Origin of the sequence: Pseudoalteromonas sp. S2721, from assembly GCF_005887425.1 — a bacterium.
GTDB lineage: Bacteria > Pseudomonadota > Gammaproteobacteria > Enterobacterales > Alteromonadaceae > Pseudoalteromonas > Pseudoalteromonas simplex.
The window spans coordinates 1-20,326 of sequence record NZ_PNCZ01000027.1; the positions used below are offsets into that span (position 1 = coordinate 1).

The following is a 20,326-nucleotide window of genomic DNA, read 5'->3' on the forward strand; positions in this document are numbered from 1 at the left end:
CAACAATTTGGTTGAGTCACCACGTATGCAGTGACTCGGTATATAAAAAAGCCCAGAGAACACACAAGCTAGACTTTTTGTGACAACAATTCGGTTAGCGCAAACACGCTCAATGGTGTGAAGCTGTTTAGCTTAAAAGCGCTGATGAGTTAACTTTAGAGTAATCCTTCTAATTCGACAAACGATTAAAATAAACCTGATAGATGAATTTTTTTAATCTATTAGCATGTGAAGTACTTTTTATTGCCACAACAATGCCTTAGTGATTAAATAGGGTTTTTTTTAAACATAATAATTATTTAAAATGGATTTTTATGAAACGCTTGACGCTTTACTTATCACTCATCTTTACAGCTCTAAACTTTAGCCCTTTTGGTGTTAATCTATGTCGCGCCGATGAGGGGCGTACAGTCACTCACTCTGAAATTAATTGGTCTGAACTTGCTATAAAAGATGTTGAAGCGGCTTATCAATTATCGGTTATCAATCACCCAGGGATGCATGATGTACGAAATCCAGGCTTTGCTAAACAGCTTGAAAAAGCAAAGCAAGAAGGCTTAAAGCTGGCTGTAAAAGCGCATAGTTCACAAGGTTTTGCTGCGGCTATTGCACGTTTTAGAACTGTACTACAAGATGGTCATGCGGGAGCGATTGATACCTTACCAAGTGAATTAAAACCCCAAAGAAGTTGGCCGGGCTTTTCAACTGTATGGTGCGGTGATGCGTTAAAAGTGTATTACAGCGAATTAGATACAGTTGCCAAGGGCGATAAGCTCGTAAGCTGTGATAATACAGCAATTAATACTTTGCTCGTTGAACGTGTTTTTCGCTATTACGGCGAAGTTGAGCAACCTGGTAGTTGGTGGAATCATGGCTGGCGACTAACTATTGATGACGGAAACCCGTTTTTATCGCCACTTGAAAGCTGCACATTTGAAAAAGCCGACGGCTCTGTTTACAGCTTAAAGTTAAATTGGCGTATTAGGCCTGATGATGTCAGTGGTAAACTTAAACATGCTTACAACGGCGACAAGTTACCAATTGAGCTTAATTGGCCTTTAAAGGATATTGCGTGGATCAGTATGCCAACGTATGCACCCAATGAGCAGCAGCAAGCAGATTACCAAACGATGCTGAGCGCCATTGAACAGCAACATGATAAGTTAATGCAAGCTAAAGCTGTGGTGCTTGATCTTCGCCATAATCAAGGTGGCTCATCGATGTGGAGTGAGCAAATAGCCTCAGCACTTTGGGGTAGCGAACAATTTAAATATGGCCGCTATGAGTTACACAAAAATACCCAAGTGTGGTGGCGTGCTTCTAAAGGCAATACTGACTATTTTGGCGATGTAGTCGCAAGCTATGATAAAGCTAGCCCGTGGTATCAATGGTTAAAGACGACTCACGAAAGTATGCAGTCGGCTTATGAAAAAGGTGAACACTTTTATGTTGAGATACCTGCAGCAGAGCAGCCAGCATTGCCAAAAAACGCCAGCAAGTTTACTACACCGGTTTATGTGATTGTGCCAGGGCAATGTGCCAGCGCCTGTTTAGACGCACTTGATAGTTTTAAATTATTTGCAAACACACAGTTAGTTGGCGCACCAAGTAGTACCGATTCTACCTATATGGAAGTGAGGCTCGAAACCCTACCTTCAGGTTTTGCTAAAGTCATTCTGCCGATAAAGGTCTATGTGAACAGACCCCGAGAAAAAGGCTTTTATTATCAACCTGATATTCAATTCAATGAGCTTGAATGGACAACGCAAGCGCTTGTTAAAATGATTGTTGAGTTGTAATTAAACAAGTTCTTCTTGCTTTTTTATATTATATGAATACGATCTATATACGTTTCATATATAGGTCACATGATGGGTATTGTTAAAATAAGCGATGAGCTACACGAAGAAATCCGTAAAGCAAGCACAGCGATGGTGCGCTCAATCAACTCACAATCTGAGTATTGGATTAAAATAGGGATGCTTGCAGAGCTTAACCCCACCATGACTTACAGCGATATTATCAAAGAGCAACTTCGTCAAGCTGATGTGAAGGCTAAGGATATGAGTGATGAGTAAAGTTGTAATTAAAAATGCAGACGAAATTGCTTTGATGCGAGAGTCTGGTCGATTACTTGCTGATGTATTTGCTTATCTCGACCCTTTTGTAAAAGAGGGAGTGACTACAATGGAAATAAACGATCTCGTTGAGCGCTACATCGTTGAACAGTTACAAGCAAGGCCATCAAGTAAAGGGCAGTACGGCTACCCTTATGTACTAAATGCCTCTGTGAACGAGGTGGTATGTCATGGTTTTCCAAGCGAGAAGGGTATTTTAAAAGCAGGCGATATTGTGAATATTGATATCACTCTTGAGAAAAATGGCTATTTAGCTGACTCGAGCAAAATGTACTTAATTGGAGATATATCGCCTTTAGCAAAGCGTTTGGTAGACACCACTCAGCAAGCTCTTTGGCACGCAATTAAAATGGTTAAGCCGGGTGTGAGGCTCGGAGACATAGGTAATGCGATTGCAAATTTTGCTCATCAACATGGTTATAGTGTGGTTAAAGAGTACTGTGGTCATGGCATCGGCCAGCAAATGCACGAAGAGCCACAAGTATTGCATTATGGCAAGAAAAATACCGGGCTGGTATTAAAAGAGGGGATGACCTTTACAATTGAGCCAATGATCAATCAAGGGGCTGCTAAAGTAAAAACCAAGCCCGATGGCTGGACTGTGGTTACAAGAGATAAAAAGCTTTCTGCGCAATGGGAGCACACTTTAGCAGTAACAGCTGAGGGAGTTGAAGTGTTAACCTTACGCGAAGAAGAGCAACACTTTTTAAAATAAATTGTGTGTTAACAGGCTAATTCAGCAACGGGCTCTTCTGCTAACCAGTTAAGGGCCGCTGTTTTTGACTTAAATACATTCATTATCAAGCCTGCGCGTTTATACAAATTGCAGTAGGTATCACTCAGCAAGCTACCGCCTTCAAGCCCATCTTTTATGACTAAGGCTGTTTTGGCCGGTGCAATGCCCTTACGCTTGAGTTCAACAAAATACACCATTAACTTTTCAAGTGCATCAGGGGTTGCCATACACGAATTTTTAAATTCAACTAATTCAAACCACTGGCCGTAATCAGCGTTGAGCTTATTGATGTAATCCTTTTGCATAAAAGAGTGCGCGTCAATAATCTCTTCATTGAAAGGACCTGTTGCGGTTGTTAAAAGTGTATTTTCACGTTGATAAAACTCAACAAGGCCGTGAGGTTTAAAGTTTTTGAATGGATAATGGTTTGTTGATACTTTTTTATGCATCCGTTCAATCCCTGAATATTTATTGAGCTTTTGATAATAGCAGTGAAATCAACGAATTCAATCTTTTGGTTTGGATTTTCTTGAAAACTAGTGAAAAAGCACTGGTTTTGCTACCAGGTAGAACCTGCTTGAATGTATATAGCATTTTGTTCAGGACCATGGGCTACATCTAAACCAATGCTGATACCGTAATGTTCATCAATCAAATAGCGAAACCCTGCACCCACAGTATCAATGGTTTCAGCCTTTGATAAGTCAGAAAAGCTATCGGCTGCCCAGCCCATACCAGTAAACACATTGAGTTTTATTTTATGTGTGACTTTATAGCTTGCTTCAGCTTCAGTAACAAATACATCTAGGCCTTGATAACGCGTTGCTGACACCCCACGCAAGCTAATACTTGGCGGAATGTAAACCGGTAAGCGTTTCTCACCTCGATTATTAACCGAGTCATACTGCATGCGTAAAGCAAAATTAAACTTATCGGTGTAACGCCAATAGTTTAAGGCGGTTAGCTTTAGACTGGTGTAATCAACCTTACTGCCAATAGCCTCATCAAAATATAAATATTCGGCCTTGTAATTAAAGCCACGTTCAGGGTTAAGCGGGTTATCTCGGCTATCGTATTCCAGTAGCGGACCGATACCTGACGTATTTACATCAAGTGAAAGGTGCTCCTTGATAATGTCGTTTTCAAGTAAAAAATCTTCGATAGGGTTATCGGCTAAGCTAATATCAACTTGGCGATAAATCTGTTTAAAACCGTAAAAGAAGTTACTATCGTCATAGCGTAACTTAAGATTTTGGAACACAGCAGGACCTTCAATATTTAACGATAATGGCGTGAGAAGCTTTATTTCATCGAAGGTATAAAAATCAAGATTGATACTCGCCCAGCCAACAATCCCTTGATAGCGAATTCGGTCTTCATCCCAAAACGTAATGTGGCCAACAGCGCCGCCTTTGGTGCCATTTTTAGTGCCCATAAGGCCAACTAAACTAATGCTTTGTGGTAGGGTAGAGCCCTCTTTTTTCTTCTTTTTAGCCTTCTTCTCGTTGTCATGAAAAAAAAGGCCTACAACACCAAGGCCAGGCCCTACAGCTGGCTCTGTAATAAACGTCGGGATGGGCAAAAATGAAATAGGTTCATCAACTTTTTGTTGTTGATTGCTTAATTGTTGCTCGGCAGGTTTTATTGCATATTCATCGTAACTTGATGCAAAGCTTTCACTGCTTAGTAAACTCACCGCCAACATATTTATTAGTACTACTTTTTTCACTTAATCCCTTACCCTGTAGTTTATTTTTCTTCAAATCTTAATTTATAGTTGATAATTAAACTCGAGACGGTGGTCGCCATCCACAAAGTCAACGTTTTCATTCCAATTTGCAAAATAGCGGAGATTCATTCGCGGGTTTATTTGGTAACTTGCGGCGAATTCATGAGTTAAAATATGGCTTTGGTTTAACCCATAGTAATGGTCTTTGTAGTTATCACTACCGCCGATAGTGGTTAGCCAAAATGGATTGTAGTTAAGCCATATTTTATCGTTAATTGTCACTTTAGCGTACATACCCACTAAACCATAAGCACCCATAATGGAATAACCACTGTCACGACTGCCGTCATCTTCTAGGGTATTTTCACCAAGCGATGCACCCACACCAGCTAACGGATAGAACGTGAAACGTCCCATAGGTTTTAAAGCTTTAATAAAGCTGTACGAAACATCCATACTTTCGTCAGCAACAAGATTGGCATTAAGGTTATAGTTAGCATCAATTTGCGTTGCACTCATAGAGCTCAAATCAACAGAGAAGTTTCGAAAGCGAAACGAGTCGATAGAATCTGTTGTTTTGCTGTCGCTTTCCCAGCCTAGTGCATCGCCATATATGCCTTTTACTTCAATAACATTCATTCCGGCAGTTGTTGCGATACCTGTGTCGTATGCTTGGCCTACTTTTAAGTTTAGCCCTTTGTTAGTGGTACCAAAGCCTATTTGAGTATAAACAGCCAGAGGATCTGACATGTCTTGTACTTCTTTTTGATTATCCGCATAACTGGAAAATGAAACCCCAATACTAATTAGTGTGATGAGGTGATATGAAGTCATGTGTTGTCCTTACACAGAGATAAAAAGGCTTTTTCATTAGTTAGTTATAGTCTATTTTTTGTTCTTGTTCAATCCTAATTGAGGGCGAAAATATGGGGATCCAGTAGTTAAAATTTATGGGGTATTAGTTTTTTAGTATAGCTAAAAAGTTCACTAAGTATTTGTTGTTAGGTATTAATTATTAATTTCAAAAGCGGTTTATAGAAAATAGGTGGTTTTATTGATAGAGGCCAATGTATATAAAGGTAAGTGCTAGAATCGACCGTTTTTTCATCTATACTGATGAAAGCTCATTGTGAGTGAAAGGTATTGCTTTAACTAATAAAGGATGATTTATGAAAAAACTAATAGCGGCAGCTATTTGCGGTTTGGTTTCAACGGTAAGCCTTGCAGCTGATAAGCCAAACGTATTGGCCATAATGGTTGATGACGTTGCGCCAATCTCACTCAGTGCATATTCGCACGGTATGACCTACCCAACCCCTAATATTGATCGCATTGCTAACGAAGGTGCATTGTTTACTGATCATTATGCACAACCTAGCTGTACTGCGGGCCGTGCAGCATTTTTAATGGGGCAGTTGCCTGTGCGGACAGGCTTAACCACGGTAGGTCAACCTGGTAACCCTCTTGGTATAAAAGAAGCCGATCCTACCTTAGCCGAATTTTTAAAAGCTCGCGGTTATATGACGGCTCAATATGGTAAAAATCATTTAGGTGATTTAGATGAGCACTTACCAACAAAGCATGGCTTTGATGAATTTTACGGAAATTTGTACCACTTAAATGTGTCTGAAGAACCCGAGCAGGCTGATTACCCTAAAGATCCTAAGTTTGTTAAAAAGTTTGGCCCGCGTGGTGTGATTGAATCTTACGCCAATGGCAAAATCACTGATACTGGCCCACTTACTCGCAAACGAATGGAAACGTTTGATGAAGAAGTGTTAGAGCGCTCACTTAACTTTATGGAACGCGCAGTTAAAGCGAAAAAACCATTCTTTATTTGGCATGCCACAAGTCGTATGCATGTTTACACACACCTAAAACCTGAAAGCCGAAATTTAGCGACAGGCATTAGTTCTGAAGAAGATATTTTTGGTAGTGGCTTGATGGAGCATGATGGTCATGTTGGCAAGCTACTAGATAAACTTGATGAGCTAAAAATTGCCGATAACACCATTGTTATTTACACCAGCGATAATGGTCCTGAGCAATCAAGCTGGCCTGATGCAGGAACCACTGAGTTCCGTGGTGAAAAAATGACAACCTGGGAAGGGGGCGTGCGCGTGCCTTTCTTGGTACGCTGGCCTGATGAAATACCAAAAGGCTTAAAGCTCAATGGCATTTCATCACATGAAGATGTTTTCCCTACAGTTGCGGCTGCATTAGGTGAAAAGAACTTACGTGAAAAGCTTAAAAAGTCAGACAAAGTGTATATTGATGGTGAAAACAACCTAGCTTATTGGACTGGTAAAGCTGATAAATCTGCACGTAACTATTTCTTTTATTACTATGAGTCACAACTTACGGCGGTACGTTTTGGTCCATGGAAAATGCACTTCGCAACCAAACCAAATGGCTTATATTACGAAGATATGGTAACTCACAGTATGCCTAAATTATTTAATTTACGTAAAGATCCATTAGAACACTATGATGGGGTAACTGGTTTTCATCAAATCATGCGTAAGAGTTGGTTGATGCAGCCGATTATTGCTAAGTTAAATGAACATGTTCAAACCTTTGTTGAATTCCCTCCACGTCAAGAAGCGGCGTCACTTAACGTGAATGAAGCAATCGAAAAAGCAAAATCACTAAACTATGGGCATTAATTATTAACCATAAGTTGAAAAGGGCCGATTAGGCCCTTTTTTAATGATTAATGCTATTCATCATTTCGAGCTGTTTCACAAACTGCTCAACTTGCTGGTTGCCCGGTACCAAGCGGGCTAGGTTTCTGGCATAAAACAGCGCTTGGCTGTAGTTCTCTTCTGCCACATACCACTGTGCCAAACTGTAGCTGATATCTGGGTTATTCGGTGTTAAATTAAATGCGCGCTCAAGGGCTGAGATGGCCGCTGGCATGTTGCCTAAATCTTGTAACAGCAGGGCGTAGGTAAACTGATAGTTTGCATTTTCTTGTGCAAACTGCGCTGCTTTTTGTAAATGGTTAAGAGCGGTGTTTTTTTGTTTTGCGCGAATAAGGCTCATTGCCAGGGCATAATGTATGTCGGCGCTTTCTAGGTTAACGTCTAAGCCTTGTTTTAAGATGGCTTGCGCTGCTTTTTCATCGCCTTGATTACGGTATAAATCTGCTAAATTGACATAAGCGGGAGCAAAAATAGGCTCAACACTGATTGCTTGCAGGTAATGTGCTTTGGCTTGCTCAGGCTTTTGTAATGTGAGCGCCAAATTGCCTAAATTGGTGTGTGAATAGCCACGCTCTGCTTGGTACTCTTGAATGCCTTTGTATTCATCAAGGGCTGCATTTAAACGTTTGCTGTCTTGCTCATTGAGCCCCGCTGGAAATGGTTGAGTTAACATACCTGCAAGTGCTCGTGCAGCTTCGGCTCTGATAGGCAAATTTTCATCATCTAAAAGCGGGTTCAATAGGCGCCAGCGCTGGTTGATATCAAACGGCATCGCCGCCTCAATGGTTGCTTGGCGTTTTAATGGTTCGCTGTCTTTTACTGAACGAGCAATCGCGACGACAGCATTGTTATCTGGGCTTGCGGCTAAGCGGCTTAATGCTGATGCACGGATGATCTCAGGAAAGCCTTTATCTTGCACGATTTTGGTCAGCATGGTTGATGCATTAGGCAAACGGTTATCCGCGGCATAAAACGCCTCAGAAAAATGCGCAGTGCCAAGGTGCTTTGAATGTGGATGCCAGCCTTTTATTTTAGCAACCGCCCACTGCGGCGTCTTATCTTCATGGCAGCTATTACAAGCATTTGGGGCATTGGTTTTTAATGTTAAGTCTGGGCGTGGTACCCGAAAGCTGTGGTCGCGCCTTGCATCAACTTGCATATAGGTGGTGGCAGGCATATGACAATCAACACATTGGCTACCTTCACTTGCCACTTTATGACCGTGATGTTTCGGCGTGTCGAACACCTCTTGGCTATGACATTGCGTACAGGTTTGATTACCCGGTAGCTTTAATTTACCCGAATGAGGGTTATGACAGTTACTACAGGTAACCCCCGCATTGAACATTTTACTTTGTAAAAATGAACCCCATACATAGTCTTCATCCCACACTTGACCATCAACGTGATAAAGCTCTGGAGTGAGTAATGAGCCTTGAAAGTGTTGTAAAAAGCTATGTGGGTCTTTGCGGTCATCAAGCTGTGAGCGGCGAGCATGGCATGTTGCACACACTTGCACTTGCTCGCTTTTTACCAGAGGCTGCACGCTTTGCATACTGCCATCGATTTCTTGGGTAAACAGCGGGGTTTGCTTTTTAATATTATGCGTAAAGCCCTTATCAGCAATACTACTATCGCCATCAGCCCATTTTAAATGCGCTTGTGTGTCGCCATGACACGCTTTACAGCTCACGTTAATGCTTGAATAAGTTGAGTCAAAGCTATTCGTTTTAAGGTCAAATTGCTTTTTGAAATCAGTTGAGTGGCAATCGGCACACATATGATTCCAGTTTTGGCCTTTTTGCGACCAATGAAAAAGGTCGTGTTGTTTCTGCTCAGGATGCAGTACAAACCAGCGCTGACCGCCGTCTGTTTTAGTGCGTGAGTCCCACGCAAATGGAAACAGTTGTATGTGGCCTTTGCCCATTTCAAACATGTATTGCTGCAATGGCTCATAGCCAAATGTGTATAAAACAGGGTAGTCAGTCAACTTGCCATCAAGGTTTGGCATGCTTATAAAAAGTTGTTGGTCTTTTTGAAAAAAGCGCGCTTGCTGGCCTTGATAGTCGAGGGTTTGTTCGTTGAAATTGCCAAGCACTGAAGCGGGAGTGGCTTTTTCCATAGCATGAAAATGATGGGAGGTTTGCCAGTCTGCAACTTGGCTTTGATGACAGTTAACACACTGGGACTCTGCAAACACACTAAATGCGAAAAAGCTACATAACAGCCAAGCCAATCTCATCACAGAATAAATCCTTTTTATTTTTACCACATGCACTTATGAGTTATATCAGTTTGTTACAGATAAGCAAAGTCGGCTTGTTAAAACGGGGATATAAAAAAGCCCGAGAAGCTCGGGCTTAGTAAGTTATAGACTTTTCTTCGGTGGCAGCGCAACGTTAGCGAAGATAAGCCCCGCCACTAATGACATAAATATCAAGAAGGTTTGTTGGCCTATATGCTCCGCATAAACGAAATCTTGACCTTCAATTAACGAGTTCAAACCGATATAGGTTTTACTTCCAGGTACTAAAACAATTAAACCTTGCATGGCTACAATAGAGGCGGGTGCATTAGCAACACGGTTAAACAAGTTACTGAATACCCCAACAGATAAAGCACCAACAAAAGTACCTAAAGTGTAATCTAGATACATGGCCGAACCAATACTTGTACCATACGCGATAAAGCCAGAAGCGATTGACCAAACAGCATGCTTTAGCTTGGTTCTAAAAATAACGATTAGGCTGCTACATAACATGAAGATAGCAAGCCAGGCTGTCCACTTTGGTAATGGTTCCGGTTGCACAAAATCACTTTGTCCAAAAATAGCAAAACCAATACCGATACCAATAAAAGCACCAAAATACAGTTTAAACAGCAGCATGAATGAGTCCATCACCCGAGCTGTACCAGATACTAAATGCCTTGCCGCTAACTCTGCTAAACCGAGGGCTAATGCTAAGCCGGGTATAAATACAATGATGGCTGAAAGTACCACCAGTCGTATGTTTATTTGGGCATCAAGGTATACGCTTACAGCGCAGGCAATCATCGCAGAAACAATGGCAACTAATGGTTCAAGCATATGCGCAACACGCTTAGAGCGTGTTGACCAAAGTACAAATAAATACACCACTAAGGTGATCAGTGCTGACCAAAATACATCATTCCAGCTAGTCCCCATCAACATGGCAAATGCCCCACCTGAGGTCGCAAATGCAACGCCAGTCATAAATTTATTATATGGGTTTGGCATGGTGTAAATAATATCGAGCTGTTTATCGACTTCTTGTAGCGTCAGCTCGCCATTAAGCATTTTGTTTACTAAGTCATCGGTATCTGCCAGCGAGCCTAAGTCATGATCGCCCGGATCAACACGCGCCACATGGGTATACTCTTCTTCGTGACCATCTGTCCAGATCACAAAAGTCACGGATGTTGGCGACATAACAAAAGATGATTTTAAACCGAGGTAAGTCGCAACTTCCATTAAGTGCGCTTCTAGTCGGTATGCAGGTGTACCGTATTTATGAAGCATTTTGCCAAGCTTCACGATAAATTTTCGTTTTTCAGTAAACGTTGCGGTTTTCAAAGGCGTTTTGAACCAAAGGTTAAATTGTTCAGTTAAGGATAGACCAAAATTCAATAAGATATAGTCTAATAGCTAGACTATATCGCTTAAATTGACCAGCGCGATTTTAGCGACAAAAGCCGCTATGTCTAGTGTTATTTACGGCAAAATTACTTATTTTTTGCTTCAATCCACTGCGCCATGTACTGGGTCGAACGCATGGTGTGATGTTTAAGCATTTGGCCGGTAAAATTTTGCTGTCTATGCTGCGCTAATGACTCACTAATGGCGGTGATTTTAGCGATTAACTGCGACTGAAGTTTTGATTTATCATAATATTTTTGCAATAACTGCTGGCCATTTTGCTGTGCCTCATTAAATAACGCTTCATCTTGATAAAGTGCTACTGCAGCACCTGCAAATTGCTGTGCATCTTCACAGATTGCGCCTGACCATGGCTCATCTTGATGCATGCCTTCACTACCAATAGGGGTTGTTACGCTCGGCGTTTGCATGATCATCGCTTCGAGTAACTTACCCTTAATACCAGCCCCAAAACGCAGTGGCGATAAACATACTCGGGCATCTTCCATAACTTGATAAGCATCATCTGCCCAGCCTTTGATTAAGAAGCCGGTTTTTGGATTGTTAAGCGCTGTCGCCTTAGGTGGCGGGTAGGAGCCATAAATATGGAGTTCAGCATCGGGTAATTGTTTGCGGATCAGCGGCCAAATCTGTTGCAAGTACAACACAGCATCCCAGTTTGGCGCATGACGAAAATTACCAATGGTCATAAAGTGCTTACGCTCAGCAAATGCTTTGGTGCTGGTAGGAATATGCTGTAAATCAACCAAAAATGGTAAATGGTGAAGTAGGGCGCTATCAACTTTGTAAACGTCATTGAGTAGCTGCATCTCGTAATGCGAGATAATTAAGCTGATGTCTGAGCGTAAAATTGCCGCGATTTCTCGCTTTGCAATATCGCTGTGTAAATCACTATGGCTGAATTCTCGGCCTGCTTTGTGAGCTTCGTGACGGGCATTTCTTAGGCACTGTAAATCTTCGGTATCAAGAATTTTAAGTGCTTTAGGGCAGTATTTATCGACTCGCCAACCAAACTGTTCTTCCATCATAAAGCGATCAAACATCACAATATCAGGGTTATACGCTTGCACGTACTCATCAAAGCTTGAGCAGTTTAATGCAATGACCTGTGTGGTAATGCCATCTTCGCTGAGATCCACCATGTGTTCGGTTTTTTGCGCTGGGCTTGCAAATTCAACTTGCCAGTTTTCTGCACGAAAGGCGCGCAAGAGTGACATCATGTGGGTGCCGGCTGCCGACGAATTAGGCTCAGGCCATACATAACCGATCACTAACACTTTTTTCATTGACTTGAATCTCGTATTTTTAAGTTAACATCCACCAAGGTGCGAACGGGTGGCGTTGATTTATCTAATAGTTCTTTTAACACCTGGCAGGTGCGTTTACCGATTTCATCGGCATTAATGGCGATGGTTGAAAGAGAGGGCAGCATTAAGCGTGAATCTTCTAGGTCATCAAAGCCAATAACTTTAATGTCTTTACCCGGCTCAAGGCCGTGTTGGCGCATAGCTTCAATCGCGCCGTAAGCAATCACATCATTAAAACAGACAATGGCCTTGGTATTTGGCGCTTGTTTTATAAGGGTATTAAAGGCTTCTCGGCCACCTTGGCGGTTTGTCGGCGCTTGAATAACGGGTTTTTCGTCAGTGATATTAAATTGCTCAAGCGCAGCTAAAAAACCACTTAAACGTTCATGGTAGTCAGATATTTCTGCCGTGCCGCCTAAAAATGCAACTTCTTCTATGCCTTGCGATAAAATATGGCTAGTCGAAATATGTGTGCCTTTTTTGTTATCAGGCAAAATACACGGCGCAGCTGAAAACGGAATTTCACGCATGATATTAATAACCGGAAAACCACTATTTATTAAATCATCTTGCCACTGTTGCTCAGTCCCCGGTGCTGGACACATAATAAACGCCGATACGTTGTATTCTTTTAGGGTTTTCACCACTTGAGTTTGCCTTTCGACACACTCTGCAATATTCACCAGCATTGGCAGCATGCCAAGCTCAAAGATGTGTTTTTCGAGACCAACAGCAAGCTGAGCTGAATACGGGTTGGTTAAGTCATTTATAACCAACGCGACTAGGTTTGATCGCTTGCTGCGTAGGGCTGCAGCATCGCGGTTATACACATAGCCAAGCTTATCAATGGCAGCCAGTACTTTTTCTTTACTTTTTTTACTGACCTTATCACTGTTGGTAAGGACCAAAGACACGGTTGATTTTGAAACCTGTGCTTGTTCAGCAACATCCCAAATTGTGACTTTGCCTGTCGATTTTTTCATTTTTATTAGCAAAAAGTGGCGAATAGAGTGCTCTTATTTTAGCGTAATTTAGCTGTTTAAGTCACTGATTGGCTGCCAAAAGGGTCGAAACTCTTTATGAAATGCTGCAAACATGTTCTACTTGTTTACAGAATCGAAAATAAAAACGAAAAAGGAACGAACATGAAAGCATTTAAACTGCTTTTTGCGCTAGTCATTGGCGCAGCTGTTTGCACACCCAGTTTTGCTAATCAAGGTTATCAAACTCCATCGCCGGCACTGGCTGCTGTGGTTGACGCTAAGCTCGCACCAAGTAGTTATTTATCTAATGATGGCCAGTGGCTGGCGCTATTCGATAGAAAACGCATCGATACCTTACAAGACTTAGCCAAAGAAGAGTTAAAACTTGCGGGCATTAAGCTTAATCCTGCTAATTTTTCGCGCTCACGAGTGCGTAATAAATTTACATCTTTAGTGCTTAAGCATGTTGAAACAGGCTCTGAAATTGTTGTATCTGGTTTGCCTAATGGCATTTTACGCTCACCAAGTTGGTCAAGCGACAGTCAATACTTGGCGTTTGTGGTTGAACAAGCATCGAGTGCTAACTTATGGGTCTATAATGTAAGTACTAAGCAAGCCCGCCAGTTAAGTGATACGCCTCTTAATTCTGTGCTAACGCGCACGCCTTATACTTGGTTGCCAGATAGCAGCGCTATTGTCGCTAATGCAGCGGTCAATATTGGTAAAGCACGTATCAGCAACGACAGCTCGCAGGTTGTGCCTGTTATTCAGCAAAGTAGTGGTGAAAAAGCGCCTGCGCGTACTTATCAAAACCTGCTAACTAGCCCATACGATGAAGCACAATTTAAGTTCTTTGCCCAAAGCCAGCTGACTTATATTCCGCTCAGTGGTCAAGGCCAACCGATTGGTCAACCGGGCTTAATTAAATCGTTTTCGGTCTCGCCTGATTCAACCAATATTTTGGTTGGCATGATTGATGAGCCTTTTTCGTATCAAGTACCTTACAGCCGATTTGCTGCGACTTGGCAAATTTGGGGCATGCGTGGCTATACGTTAGCAGAGCTTGCGAAGCAGCCTTTAGCAGATAACATTCCACAAGGTTATGACAGTGTGCGTACTGGTCGCCGCGAATTTCAATGGCGAGCAGATCAAGGCGCTGAGATCATTTGGGCAGAAGCACAAGACGGCGGTGATATGAAAACCGACGTGCCTTATCACGATCACCTTTATAGCCTAAGAGCACCATTTAAACGTGATGCTAAGTTATTTGCGAAAGTTGAACGCCGTTTTGACTCAATTACTTGGGGCAACGGTAATGTTGCTCTGTTATCTGAATGGCGCTTTAGCGACCGACAAGTTCGCACATTTGTTATTCAACCACGTAATGCAGATAAAAACCGCGTGCTATTTTCTGAGCGCAGCTATAACGATGCGTATAAAGATCCAGGTTACCCAATTTATGAAAAGAATGATTTAGGTGCTGACGTATTAAAAGTTGTTGGTGGGCGTTATCTTTTCTTACGCGGTAACGGTGCCTCTGAACAAGGTAATATTCCGTTTTTAGACCGTTATGATGTAAAAACCAATACCACAACACGCGTTTGGCAATCAGAAGCGCCATATTATGAGCGTGTGCGTGCCATGCTTGATGACGAAGGCGAGCGTTTAATTACGATTCGCGAATCTAAAACTGAGCAACCTAACTTTTTTATTCGCGACCTAGACGATAAAACCCTGACTCAACTTACGACTTTTGAGCACCCTTACCCAGAATTTAAAGGGGTGACTAAAGAGCTAATTCGATACAAGCGTGTTGATGGCGTTGAGCTTAGTGGCACGCTTTATTTACCGCCTGGTTATGATTCGACTCAAGGCCCGTCACCGGTTCTAATGTGGGCTTATCCGCTTGAATATAAAGATAAAGCCGTTGCGTCACAAATGCGCGAGTCGCCTTATGAGTTCACTTATATCGGTTATTGGGGGCCAATGCCTTATCTTGCAAAAGGTATTGCCGTATTTGACGACCCGAAAATGCCAATTGTGGGTGTTGACGGTAAAGAGCCAAACGACTTATTCCGTAAGCAGCTGGTGGCAAGTGCTAAGGCTGCGGTAGATGTACTTGTTGAAAAAGGTGTGGCAGATAAAGATAACATTGCCATTGCTGGTCACTCTTATGGTGCCTTTATGGTGGCGAATTTATTAGCGCACAGCGATTTATTTAAAACCGGTATTGCCCGCAGTGGTGCTTACAACCGCACCCTAACGCCATTTGGTTTCCAAGGTGAAGAGCGTGACTTTTGGCAAGCGCAAGATGTGTACGCGGCGATGTCACCGTTTTTCCATGCTGAGAAAATCAATGAGCCAATGCTGATGATCCACGGTCAAGAAGATCCAAACTCGGGTACCTTCCCAATGCAAAGTGAGCGTATGTACGCTGCATTAAAAGGCCTAGGTAAAGAAGCCCGCTTAGTGATGTTACCTTATGAGGCGCATGGCTATCGCGCTCGTAAGAGCTTGCTGCATGTACTTTGGGAGCAAGAGCAGTGGTTAGAAAAATACTTATTAAGTGACGAAAAACCCGTAGAGCCAGTTGCCGCTGACGGTGTCACTCAGTAGTTAGTTAAATGGTTATATTAGGAATCCCCGCCCATTAAGCGGGGATTTTTGTATTGCCTACTTGCATATTCTTATTCGTAGATAAGCGGTTAGCAAATAAGAGGAAATGTTGTTCATGTTTATAATTCCAGATACCGACAAGAAAATTCGCGCAAAGATATCTAGCTATAAATCTGCTTTTAACCGAGAGATTAGAGATTATGGCTGTATCTCAGATGGTTATGGTAAGCGATATTTAATATTTCCTTTGTTGCTCGTACTCAATGATATGAAAAAAGCTGAGCAACATATACAGTGGCATGATTCACACTTTCCTGATGATATGGGTGAGCCAGTGCAAATGTTGTGTCGTTCGATACTAACGTTTCGTATTGGTAATATTAATAAGGCGTCTTACGAACTAGCTGAAACTATGTTTTCGAATGTATATTTATTGCCATGGCTACTTGATGAAAAAGTAGAACCTATTGATATGTGCCATCTAACAAACTTCTCACTGTTAGAGTATTGTGAGGAAGTACCACACAGAGTTCTCGAAAGCATATCAGAGCAAGAGCTGGAGTGGATTTACAGCTGCTATCATTCAGAGGCTTTTGTAAAAGCAAGAACACGTTATATTGAAATCTACACGCGCTTAAAGCATGTTTCAGAAATGGATGAACGCGTTAAGCTATCTGATGAAGCTGAGAAGTTACTATCAGCTCTAAAAGTTTAGCAGGCAATAGCTTAAGGGAAGGTCCTAAGTGCTTGGTTTCTGCTTTGAATGCTATTTTAGTCAATTAAATTAGGCCTTTGATGCGGTCGTTATAAAACAAGGATGCTCATGAATAAGTTTATAATTCTAATATTATTTTTAATATCGTCTTGCTCATTACATGCAAAACAAACCAAAAGTTTAGAATTTTCTAAAGTGCTAGATAAGGAGATCCCGTTAATTCTTGAAAAAAGCAAAGCGCGTGGTATTGCTATATCGATTGTTCAAGGGAATGAGGTGCTTGGTTCATATTCTTATGGCCATGCTGACGCTGAAAATAGAACCCCAATCACACACAAAACTTTATTCAATGTTGGCTCCATTTCTAAAGTGATTACAGCTTGGGGCGAAATGAAACTAGTTGAACAAGGTAAAGTTGAACTTGATAAACCAATTAATGACTATTTAAAAAGCTGGAAAATACCGAATTCTCAGTTTAATGCTAACAAAGTAACTTTACGTAATATTCTCTCTCATACTGCAGGGCTTTCATTAAGTGGCTACAATGGATGGAGTGCTGAAGATCCATTACCTACTCTTGTAGAGTCATTAGAAGGCAATAACACGGGTGATGGAGCCGTTAAAATTATTCATGAACCTGACACTAAATGGTCATACTCAGGTGGTGGTTACACGATAGTTCAGCTGTTAATTGAAGACCTGACTAATCAATCTTTCAGTAATTATATGACTGAAAACGTTCTTTTACCCCTCGGAATGACAAATTCTTCGTTTGATATCAACCGTATTTCTCCAGCAAAGCTGGCTAGTCCTTACGATGAGAATGGCAACAAAACAGCTATGGTGTACTTTACAGAAACAGCTGCAGCTGGCTTTATAACAACGGCAGATGATTTAGCTAAGTTTAATCAGGCAGTGCTAAAAAATGAGCAAGGTAATTACATTGGTTCAAATATTTTATCAAATCAGCTTATTGCAAATATGATTCAAGCTCAGCCTCACACAGGAGGGCGATGGAGTATGAGTTATGTCGTAGACTCTGAGAATAAGAGTCTAGGTTTTGCAGGGTTTAATAGAGGCTGGACATCCTTAACTCGCTCTGTGACAGATAAAAATATTGGTTATGTAATATTAAACAATAGTAGCGTTGGTGGAGTGAATAATGAAATTGATCAACTCCTGCTGTCTGTAATTAAAGGTAGTTAAACTGAAGCGCACATAGCAAGCATCTTAGCTATGTGTAATCGGTTTTAATTGCTCGCTTAACCAATCAATAAACACTCGGGTACGCCTTGGTAAATGGCGTCGATTTGGGTAGACGATATTCATAGGCATGGGCGGCAAATTATAGTCAGGCAAAACTTGGATAAGTTCACCACGACTAAGCTCGTCAAGAACTCCATGACGAGGCACTTGAATAAGGCCAAGCCCAGCTAAACACGCTGCTTTATAGGCATCAGTATTGTTGACTGTGAGCTGTGATTTCATGGTCAGGGTTTGCCAATCGCCTTGCGTATCTTGGTATTCAAAGCCGGGGTCAAGTTGGCCGAGTGTTTGGCTATAGCGAACAATGTAATGCTCGGCTAAATCGCTAAGTTCAGTGATGTTGCCATAGTTTTTAATATAACCTGGGCTTACACAGTTAATCATAGGGCAGTGGCCAATTTTTTTCGCAATCAGCGATGAGTCTTCTAAATTACCGACTCGCACTACACAATCAAAGCCTTCTTCAATTAGGTTAACTCGTCTGTCAGAACTACTCAGTTCAATCTCTAATTGCGGGTGTGCAGATAAAAAGCTGTCTAGATTCGGCAGCACTAAACGTCTGCTAATTGGCTGTGGCATATCTACTCTAAGACGCCCTGATAACGCTTCGTCTTTTTTATGAAATAGGGTTTGTAGTTCGTCTAAATCAGCAAGCATATCTTTGCAGCGCTGATAAAAAACCGTGCCTTCATTGGTCAGCGTAACTCGCCTTGTTGTGCGGTTTAGAAGCCGAGCACCTAGCGTATCTTCGAGTTGTTTGACCAACTGCGAGACGGATGATTTAGGCATGCTCAGTGCAAGTGCTGCAGTCGAAAAGCTTTTTAGCTCTGCAACCTGAACAAAGGTTTTCATGGCATTTAGTTCATTCATGATTGTTTGTTATTTGCGAATAGTTAATTCAATTCTACATGGTTTATCTGGTTTTGCAGTGTAAATATACTGGTTGCTCACAATTACTTCAAAGCAAAAGGGTAAGCACGATGAGCAACAAAATTGCAGTGATCACAGGTGGTAATCGCGGTTTAGGTAAAAATACAGTTTTAAGTTTGGCACGTAAGAACATTGATTGTGTATTTACTTACAGAAGCCATAAAGATGAAGCGCAGCAAGTTGTAGAAGAAGTATTAGCGCTAGGGGCAAAAGCTGTCGCCATTCAACTTGATGTGAGCGATATTTTAGGTTTTGCTGAATTTAAACAAACACTTGAAAGTACCTTGGCAACACAATGGCAAACATCTCGATTTGATTATTTAATTAATAACGCAGGCCATGGCAGTGATAGTGCATTTGCTGATACCAGCGAAGCTATGTTTGATAATTTGATGAATGTACATGTAAAAGGGGTGTTTTTCTTAACGCAAACACTGCATGAGATGATCAATGATGGCGGGCGTATTATTAACTTATCTTCAGGGCTGACACGTTTTGCATTACCAGGAAAAGCGGCCTACGCCACCATGAAAGGGGCCGTTGAGGTATTAACCAAATATATGGCAAAGGAACTTGCTGGTCGCAATATTGCCGTGAATGTCGTCGCGCCTGGCGCAATTGCCACTGATTTTGGTGGCGGTGCTGTCCGTGATAATGAGCATGTTGCTCAATTGGTCAGTTCATTTACAGCCATGGGACGCGTTGGCCAAGCTGATGATATTGGCCCTATGATTGCGCAGCTACTCGGTGATGAAAACCGTTGGGTGACCGGGCAACGCATTGAAGCATCAGGCGGTATGTTTTTATAACCCTGTTAGCAATCGCGTGTTTGTTTGCTTATTTAAGTGAATGTGATTTAATCGCTTTCTCTTTTTAAGCAATAAACATGTGATTGCATTTATGCTCGATTTAGCAGTACTCGCGGTTTTTATTCCGACCTTTTTCTTTGTTTCTATTACACCTGGTATGTGTATGACGCTCGCCATGACGTTAGGCATGAGTGTAGGCGTTAGACGTACGCTGTGGATGATGGTCGGTGAGGTGTTAGGGGTTGCCACGGTAGCCATTGCTGCGGTGATTGGGGTTGCCAGTATTATGTTTAATTACCCTGACTTATTTGCCTTTTTAAAATACCTAGGTGGCGCGTACTTAATATACTTAGGTGTTAATATGTGGCGCGCTAAAACCAGCTTTAAACCTAACGATGCTACACAGCAACAAATTGGTCGTGGGCAATTGTTTTCGCAGGGTTATATTACTGCCATTGCAAACCCAAAAGGGTGGGCATTTATGATTTCTTTACTCCCTCCGTTTATTAATGTTGATTTAGCAGTTGCTCCTCAGCTTGCGGTATTAGTGAGCATTATTATGCTGAGCGAATTTATCTGTATGTTGATTTACGCAACAGGCGGTAAAAGCTTAAGGCTGTTTTTAGATAAAGGCGATAATGTGAAGTGGTTAAACCGTATTGCTGGCGCGCTTATGATGGGTGTAGGCGTTTGGCTGGCGCTAGGTTAACGCT

At 41.8% G+C, this 20,326-nt stretch carries 17 protein-coding genes; 9 read left to right on the forward strand and 8 right to left on the reverse strand.

All coding sequences use genetic code 11. The annotated features are described in order from the left end of the window. Nucleotides 1-314 precede the first annotated feature (314 nt). The 3 genes from CWC02_RS11120 (at nucleotide 315) to map (ending at nucleotide 2,853) form a co-directional block, all read left to right on the forward strand. A complete protein-coding gene (locus CWC02_RS11120) occupies nucleotides 315-1,799 on the forward strand; it encodes a S41 family peptidase (protein ID WP_138618262.1) in 1,485 nt (494 codons plus the stop codon). A 72-nt stretch (nucleotides 1,800-1,871) separates the two neighbouring features. Beyond that, a complete protein-coding gene (locus tag CWC02_RS11125; RefSeq protein WP_138618367.1) occupies nucleotides 1,872-2,078 on the forward strand; it encodes a ParD-like family protein in 207 nt (68 codons plus the stop codon). Then, the gene (gene map / locus CWC02_RS11130; RefSeq protein WP_138618264.1) at nucleotides 2,071-2,853 is read left to right on the forward strand and encodes a type I methionyl aminopeptidase; all 783 of its coding nucleotides are present in this window, start codon (nucleotides 2,071-2,073) and stop codon (nucleotides 2,851-2,853) included. The genes CWC02_RS11125 and map overlap by 8 nt, the downstream gene beginning before the upstream one ends. A gap of 8 nt (nucleotides 2,854-2,861) precedes the next feature. On the opposite strand, the gene CWC02_RS11135 is transcribed toward map, so the two are convergent. The 3 genes from CWC02_RS11135 to CWC02_RS11145 all read right to left on the reverse strand — a co-directional run bounded on the left by CWC02_RS11135 (nucleotide 2,862) and on the right by CWC02_RS11145 (nucleotide 5,437). Continuing rightward, nucleotides 2,862-3,323, reverse strand: a complete 462-nt coding sequence (locus CWC02_RS11135) for a hypothetical protein (protein ID WP_054553999.1) — start codon at nucleotides 3,321-3,323, stop codon at nucleotides 2,862-2,864. A gap of 110 nt (nucleotides 3,324-3,433) precedes the next feature. Further along, on the reverse strand, nucleotides 3,434-4,603 hold the full coding sequence (locus tag CWC02_RS11140) for a BamA/TamA family outer membrane protein (RefSeq protein WP_249364100.1): 1,170 nt from the start codon (nucleotides 4,601-4,603) through the stop codon (nucleotides 3,434-3,436). Nucleotides 4,604-4,645: 42 nt separating this feature from the next. Further along, nucleotides 4,646-5,437: a hypothetical protein gene (locus tag CWC02_RS11145; protein ID WP_138599386.1), complete on the reverse strand. Its 792-nt coding sequence runs from the start codon at nucleotides 5,435-5,437 to the stop codon at nucleotides 4,646-4,648. 335 nt (nucleotides 5,438-5,772) lie between these two features. On the opposite strand from CWC02_RS11145, the gene CWC02_RS11150 reads away from it, so the two are divergent. Continuing rightward, nucleotides 5,773-7,269, forward strand: coding sequence for an arylsulfatase (locus CWC02_RS11150; protein ID WP_054553996.1), 1,497 nt, complete (start codon nucleotides 5,773-5,775; stop codon nucleotides 7,267-7,269). A gap of 40 nt (nucleotides 7,270-7,309) precedes the next feature. On the opposite strand, the gene CWC02_RS11155 is transcribed toward CWC02_RS11150, so the two are convergent. The 4 genes from CWC02_RS11155 to CWC02_RS11170 form a co-directional block, all read right to left on the reverse strand. Further along, entirely contained in the window at nucleotides 7,310-9,550 is a 2,241-nt protein-coding gene (locus CWC02_RS11155) for a tetratricopeptide repeat protein (RefSeq protein ID WP_138618371.1), read from the reverse strand. A 126-nt stretch (nucleotides 9,551-9,676) separates the two neighbouring features. Then, a complete protein-coding gene (locus CWC02_RS11160) occupies nucleotides 9,677-10,903 on the reverse strand; it encodes a threonine/serine exporter family protein (protein ID WP_082389304.1) in 1,227 nt (408 codons plus the stop codon). Between the two features lie 149 nt (nucleotides 10,904-11,052). Next, nucleotides 11,053-12,273, reverse strand: coding sequence for a glycosyltransferase (locus CWC02_RS11165; protein ID WP_138618267.1), 1,221 nt, complete (start codon nucleotides 12,271-12,273; stop codon nucleotides 11,053-11,055). Then, nucleotides 12,270-13,277, reverse strand: a complete 1,008-nt coding sequence (locus tag CWC02_RS11170) for a LacI family DNA-binding transcriptional regulator (RefSeq protein WP_054553993.1) — start codon at nucleotides 13,275-13,277, stop codon at nucleotides 12,270-12,272. The genes CWC02_RS11165 and CWC02_RS11170 overlap by 4 nt, the downstream gene beginning before the upstream one ends. A gap of 162 nt (nucleotides 13,278-13,439) precedes the next feature. Between CWC02_RS11170 and CWC02_RS11175 the strand changes: the two genes are divergently transcribed. From CWC02_RS11175 to CWC02_RS11185, 3 genes are all read left to right on the forward strand, one after another. Continuing rightward, the gene (locus tag CWC02_RS11175; RefSeq protein ID WP_138618269.1) at nucleotides 13,440-15,893 is read left to right on the forward strand and encodes a S9 family peptidase; all 2,454 of its coding nucleotides are present in this window, start codon (nucleotides 13,440-13,442) and stop codon (nucleotides 15,891-15,893) included. A 115-nt stretch (nucleotides 15,894-16,008) separates the two neighbouring features. Then, a complete protein-coding gene (locus CWC02_RS11180; protein WP_138618271.1) occupies nucleotides 16,009-16,608 on the forward strand; it encodes a hypothetical protein in 600 nt (199 codons plus the stop codon). A gap of 108 nt (nucleotides 16,609-16,716) precedes the next feature. Then, complete coding sequence (locus CWC02_RS11185; RefSeq protein WP_249364101.1) at nucleotides 16,717-17,814, forward strand: serine hydrolase domain-containing protein; 1,098 nt, start codon at nucleotides 16,717-16,719, stop codon at nucleotides 17,812-17,814. A 24-nt stretch (nucleotides 17,815-17,838) separates the two neighbouring features. On the opposite strand, the gene CWC02_RS11190 is transcribed toward CWC02_RS11185, so the two are convergent. Next, a complete protein-coding gene (locus tag CWC02_RS11190) occupies nucleotides 17,839-18,744 on the reverse strand; it encodes a LysR family transcriptional regulator (RefSeq protein ID WP_138618275.1) in 906 nt (301 codons plus the stop codon). Between the two features lie 110 nt (nucleotides 18,745-18,854). Between CWC02_RS11190 and CWC02_RS11195 the strand changes: the two genes are divergently transcribed. Together CWC02_RS11195 and CWC02_RS11200 are read left to right on the forward strand one after the other, a co-directional pair. Next, entirely contained in the window at nucleotides 18,855-19,613 is a 759-nt protein-coding gene (locus CWC02_RS11195; RefSeq protein WP_138618276.1) for an SDR family NAD(P)-dependent oxidoreductase, read from the forward strand. A gap of 91 nt (nucleotides 19,614-19,704) precedes the next feature. Further along, nucleotides 19,705-20,322 carry a LysE family translocator gene (locus tag CWC02_RS11200; RefSeq protein WP_138618373.1) on the forward strand — a complete coding sequence of 206 codons (618 nt, stop codon included), beginning with the start codon at nucleotides 19,705-19,707 and terminating at the stop codon, nucleotides 20,320-20,322. Nucleotides 20,323-20,326 lie beyond the last annotated feature (4 nt).

What these genes read in the sequence shown, in the direction of transcription:
- CWC02_RS11120 (WP_138618262.1), top strand. Translation starts at nt 315, where the DNA reads ATGAAACGCTTGACGCTTTACTTATCACTCATCTTTACAGCTCTAAAC.
- CWC02_RS11125 (WP_138618367.1), top strand. Translation starts at nt 1,872, where the DNA reads ATGGGTATTGTTAAAATAAGCGATGAGCTACACGAAGAAATCCGTAAA.
- map (WP_138618264.1), top strand. Translation starts at nt 2,071, where the DNA reads ATGAGTAAAGTTGTAATTAAAAATGCAGACGAAATTGCTTTGATGCGA.
- CWC02_RS11135 (WP_054553999.1), bottom strand. Translation starts at nt 3,323, where the DNA reads ATGCATAAAAAAGTATCAACAAACCATTATCCATTCAAAAACTTTAAA.
- CWC02_RS11145 (WP_138599386.1), bottom strand. Translation starts at nt 5,437, where the DNA reads ATGACTTCATATCACCTCATCACACTAATTAGTATTGGGGTTTCATTT.
- CWC02_RS11150 (WP_054553996.1), top strand. Translation starts at nt 5,773, where the DNA reads ATGAAAAAACTAATAGCGGCAGCTATTTGCGGTTTGGTTTCAACGGTA.
- CWC02_RS11155 (WP_138618371.1), bottom strand. Translation starts at nt 9,550, where the DNA reads ATGAGATTGGCTTGGCTGTTATGTAGCTTTTTCGCATTTAGTGTGTTT.
- CWC02_RS11165 (WP_138618267.1), bottom strand. Translation starts at nt 12,273, where the DNA reads ATGAAAAAAGTGTTAGTGATCGGTTATGTATGGCCTGAGCCTAATTCG.
- CWC02_RS11170 (WP_054553993.1), bottom strand. Translation starts at nt 13,277, where the DNA reads ATGAAAAAATCGACAGGCAAAGTCACAATTTGGGATGTTGCTGAACAA.
- CWC02_RS11175 (WP_138618269.1), top strand. Translation starts at nt 13,440, where the DNA reads ATGAAAGCATTTAAACTGCTTTTTGCGCTAGTCATTGGCGCAGCTGTT.
- CWC02_RS11180 (WP_138618271.1), top strand. Translation starts at nt 16,009, where the DNA reads ATGTTTATAATTCCAGATACCGACAAGAAAATTCGCGCAAAGATATCT.
- CWC02_RS11185 (WP_249364101.1), top strand. Translation starts at nt 16,717, where the DNA reads ATGAATAAGTTTATAATTCTAATATTATTTTTAATATCGTCTTGCTCA.
- CWC02_RS11190 (WP_138618275.1), bottom strand. Translation starts at nt 18,744, where the DNA reads ATGAATGAACTAAATGCCATGAAAACCTTTGTTCAGGTTGCAGAGCTA.
- CWC02_RS11195 (WP_138618276.1), top strand. Translation starts at nt 18,855, where the DNA reads ATGAGCAACAAAATTGCAGTGATCACAGGTGGTAATCGCGGTTTAGGT.
- CWC02_RS11200 (WP_138618373.1), top strand. Translation starts at nt 19,705, where the DNA reads ATGCTCGATTTAGCAGTACTCGCGGTTTTTATTCCGACCTTTTTCTTT.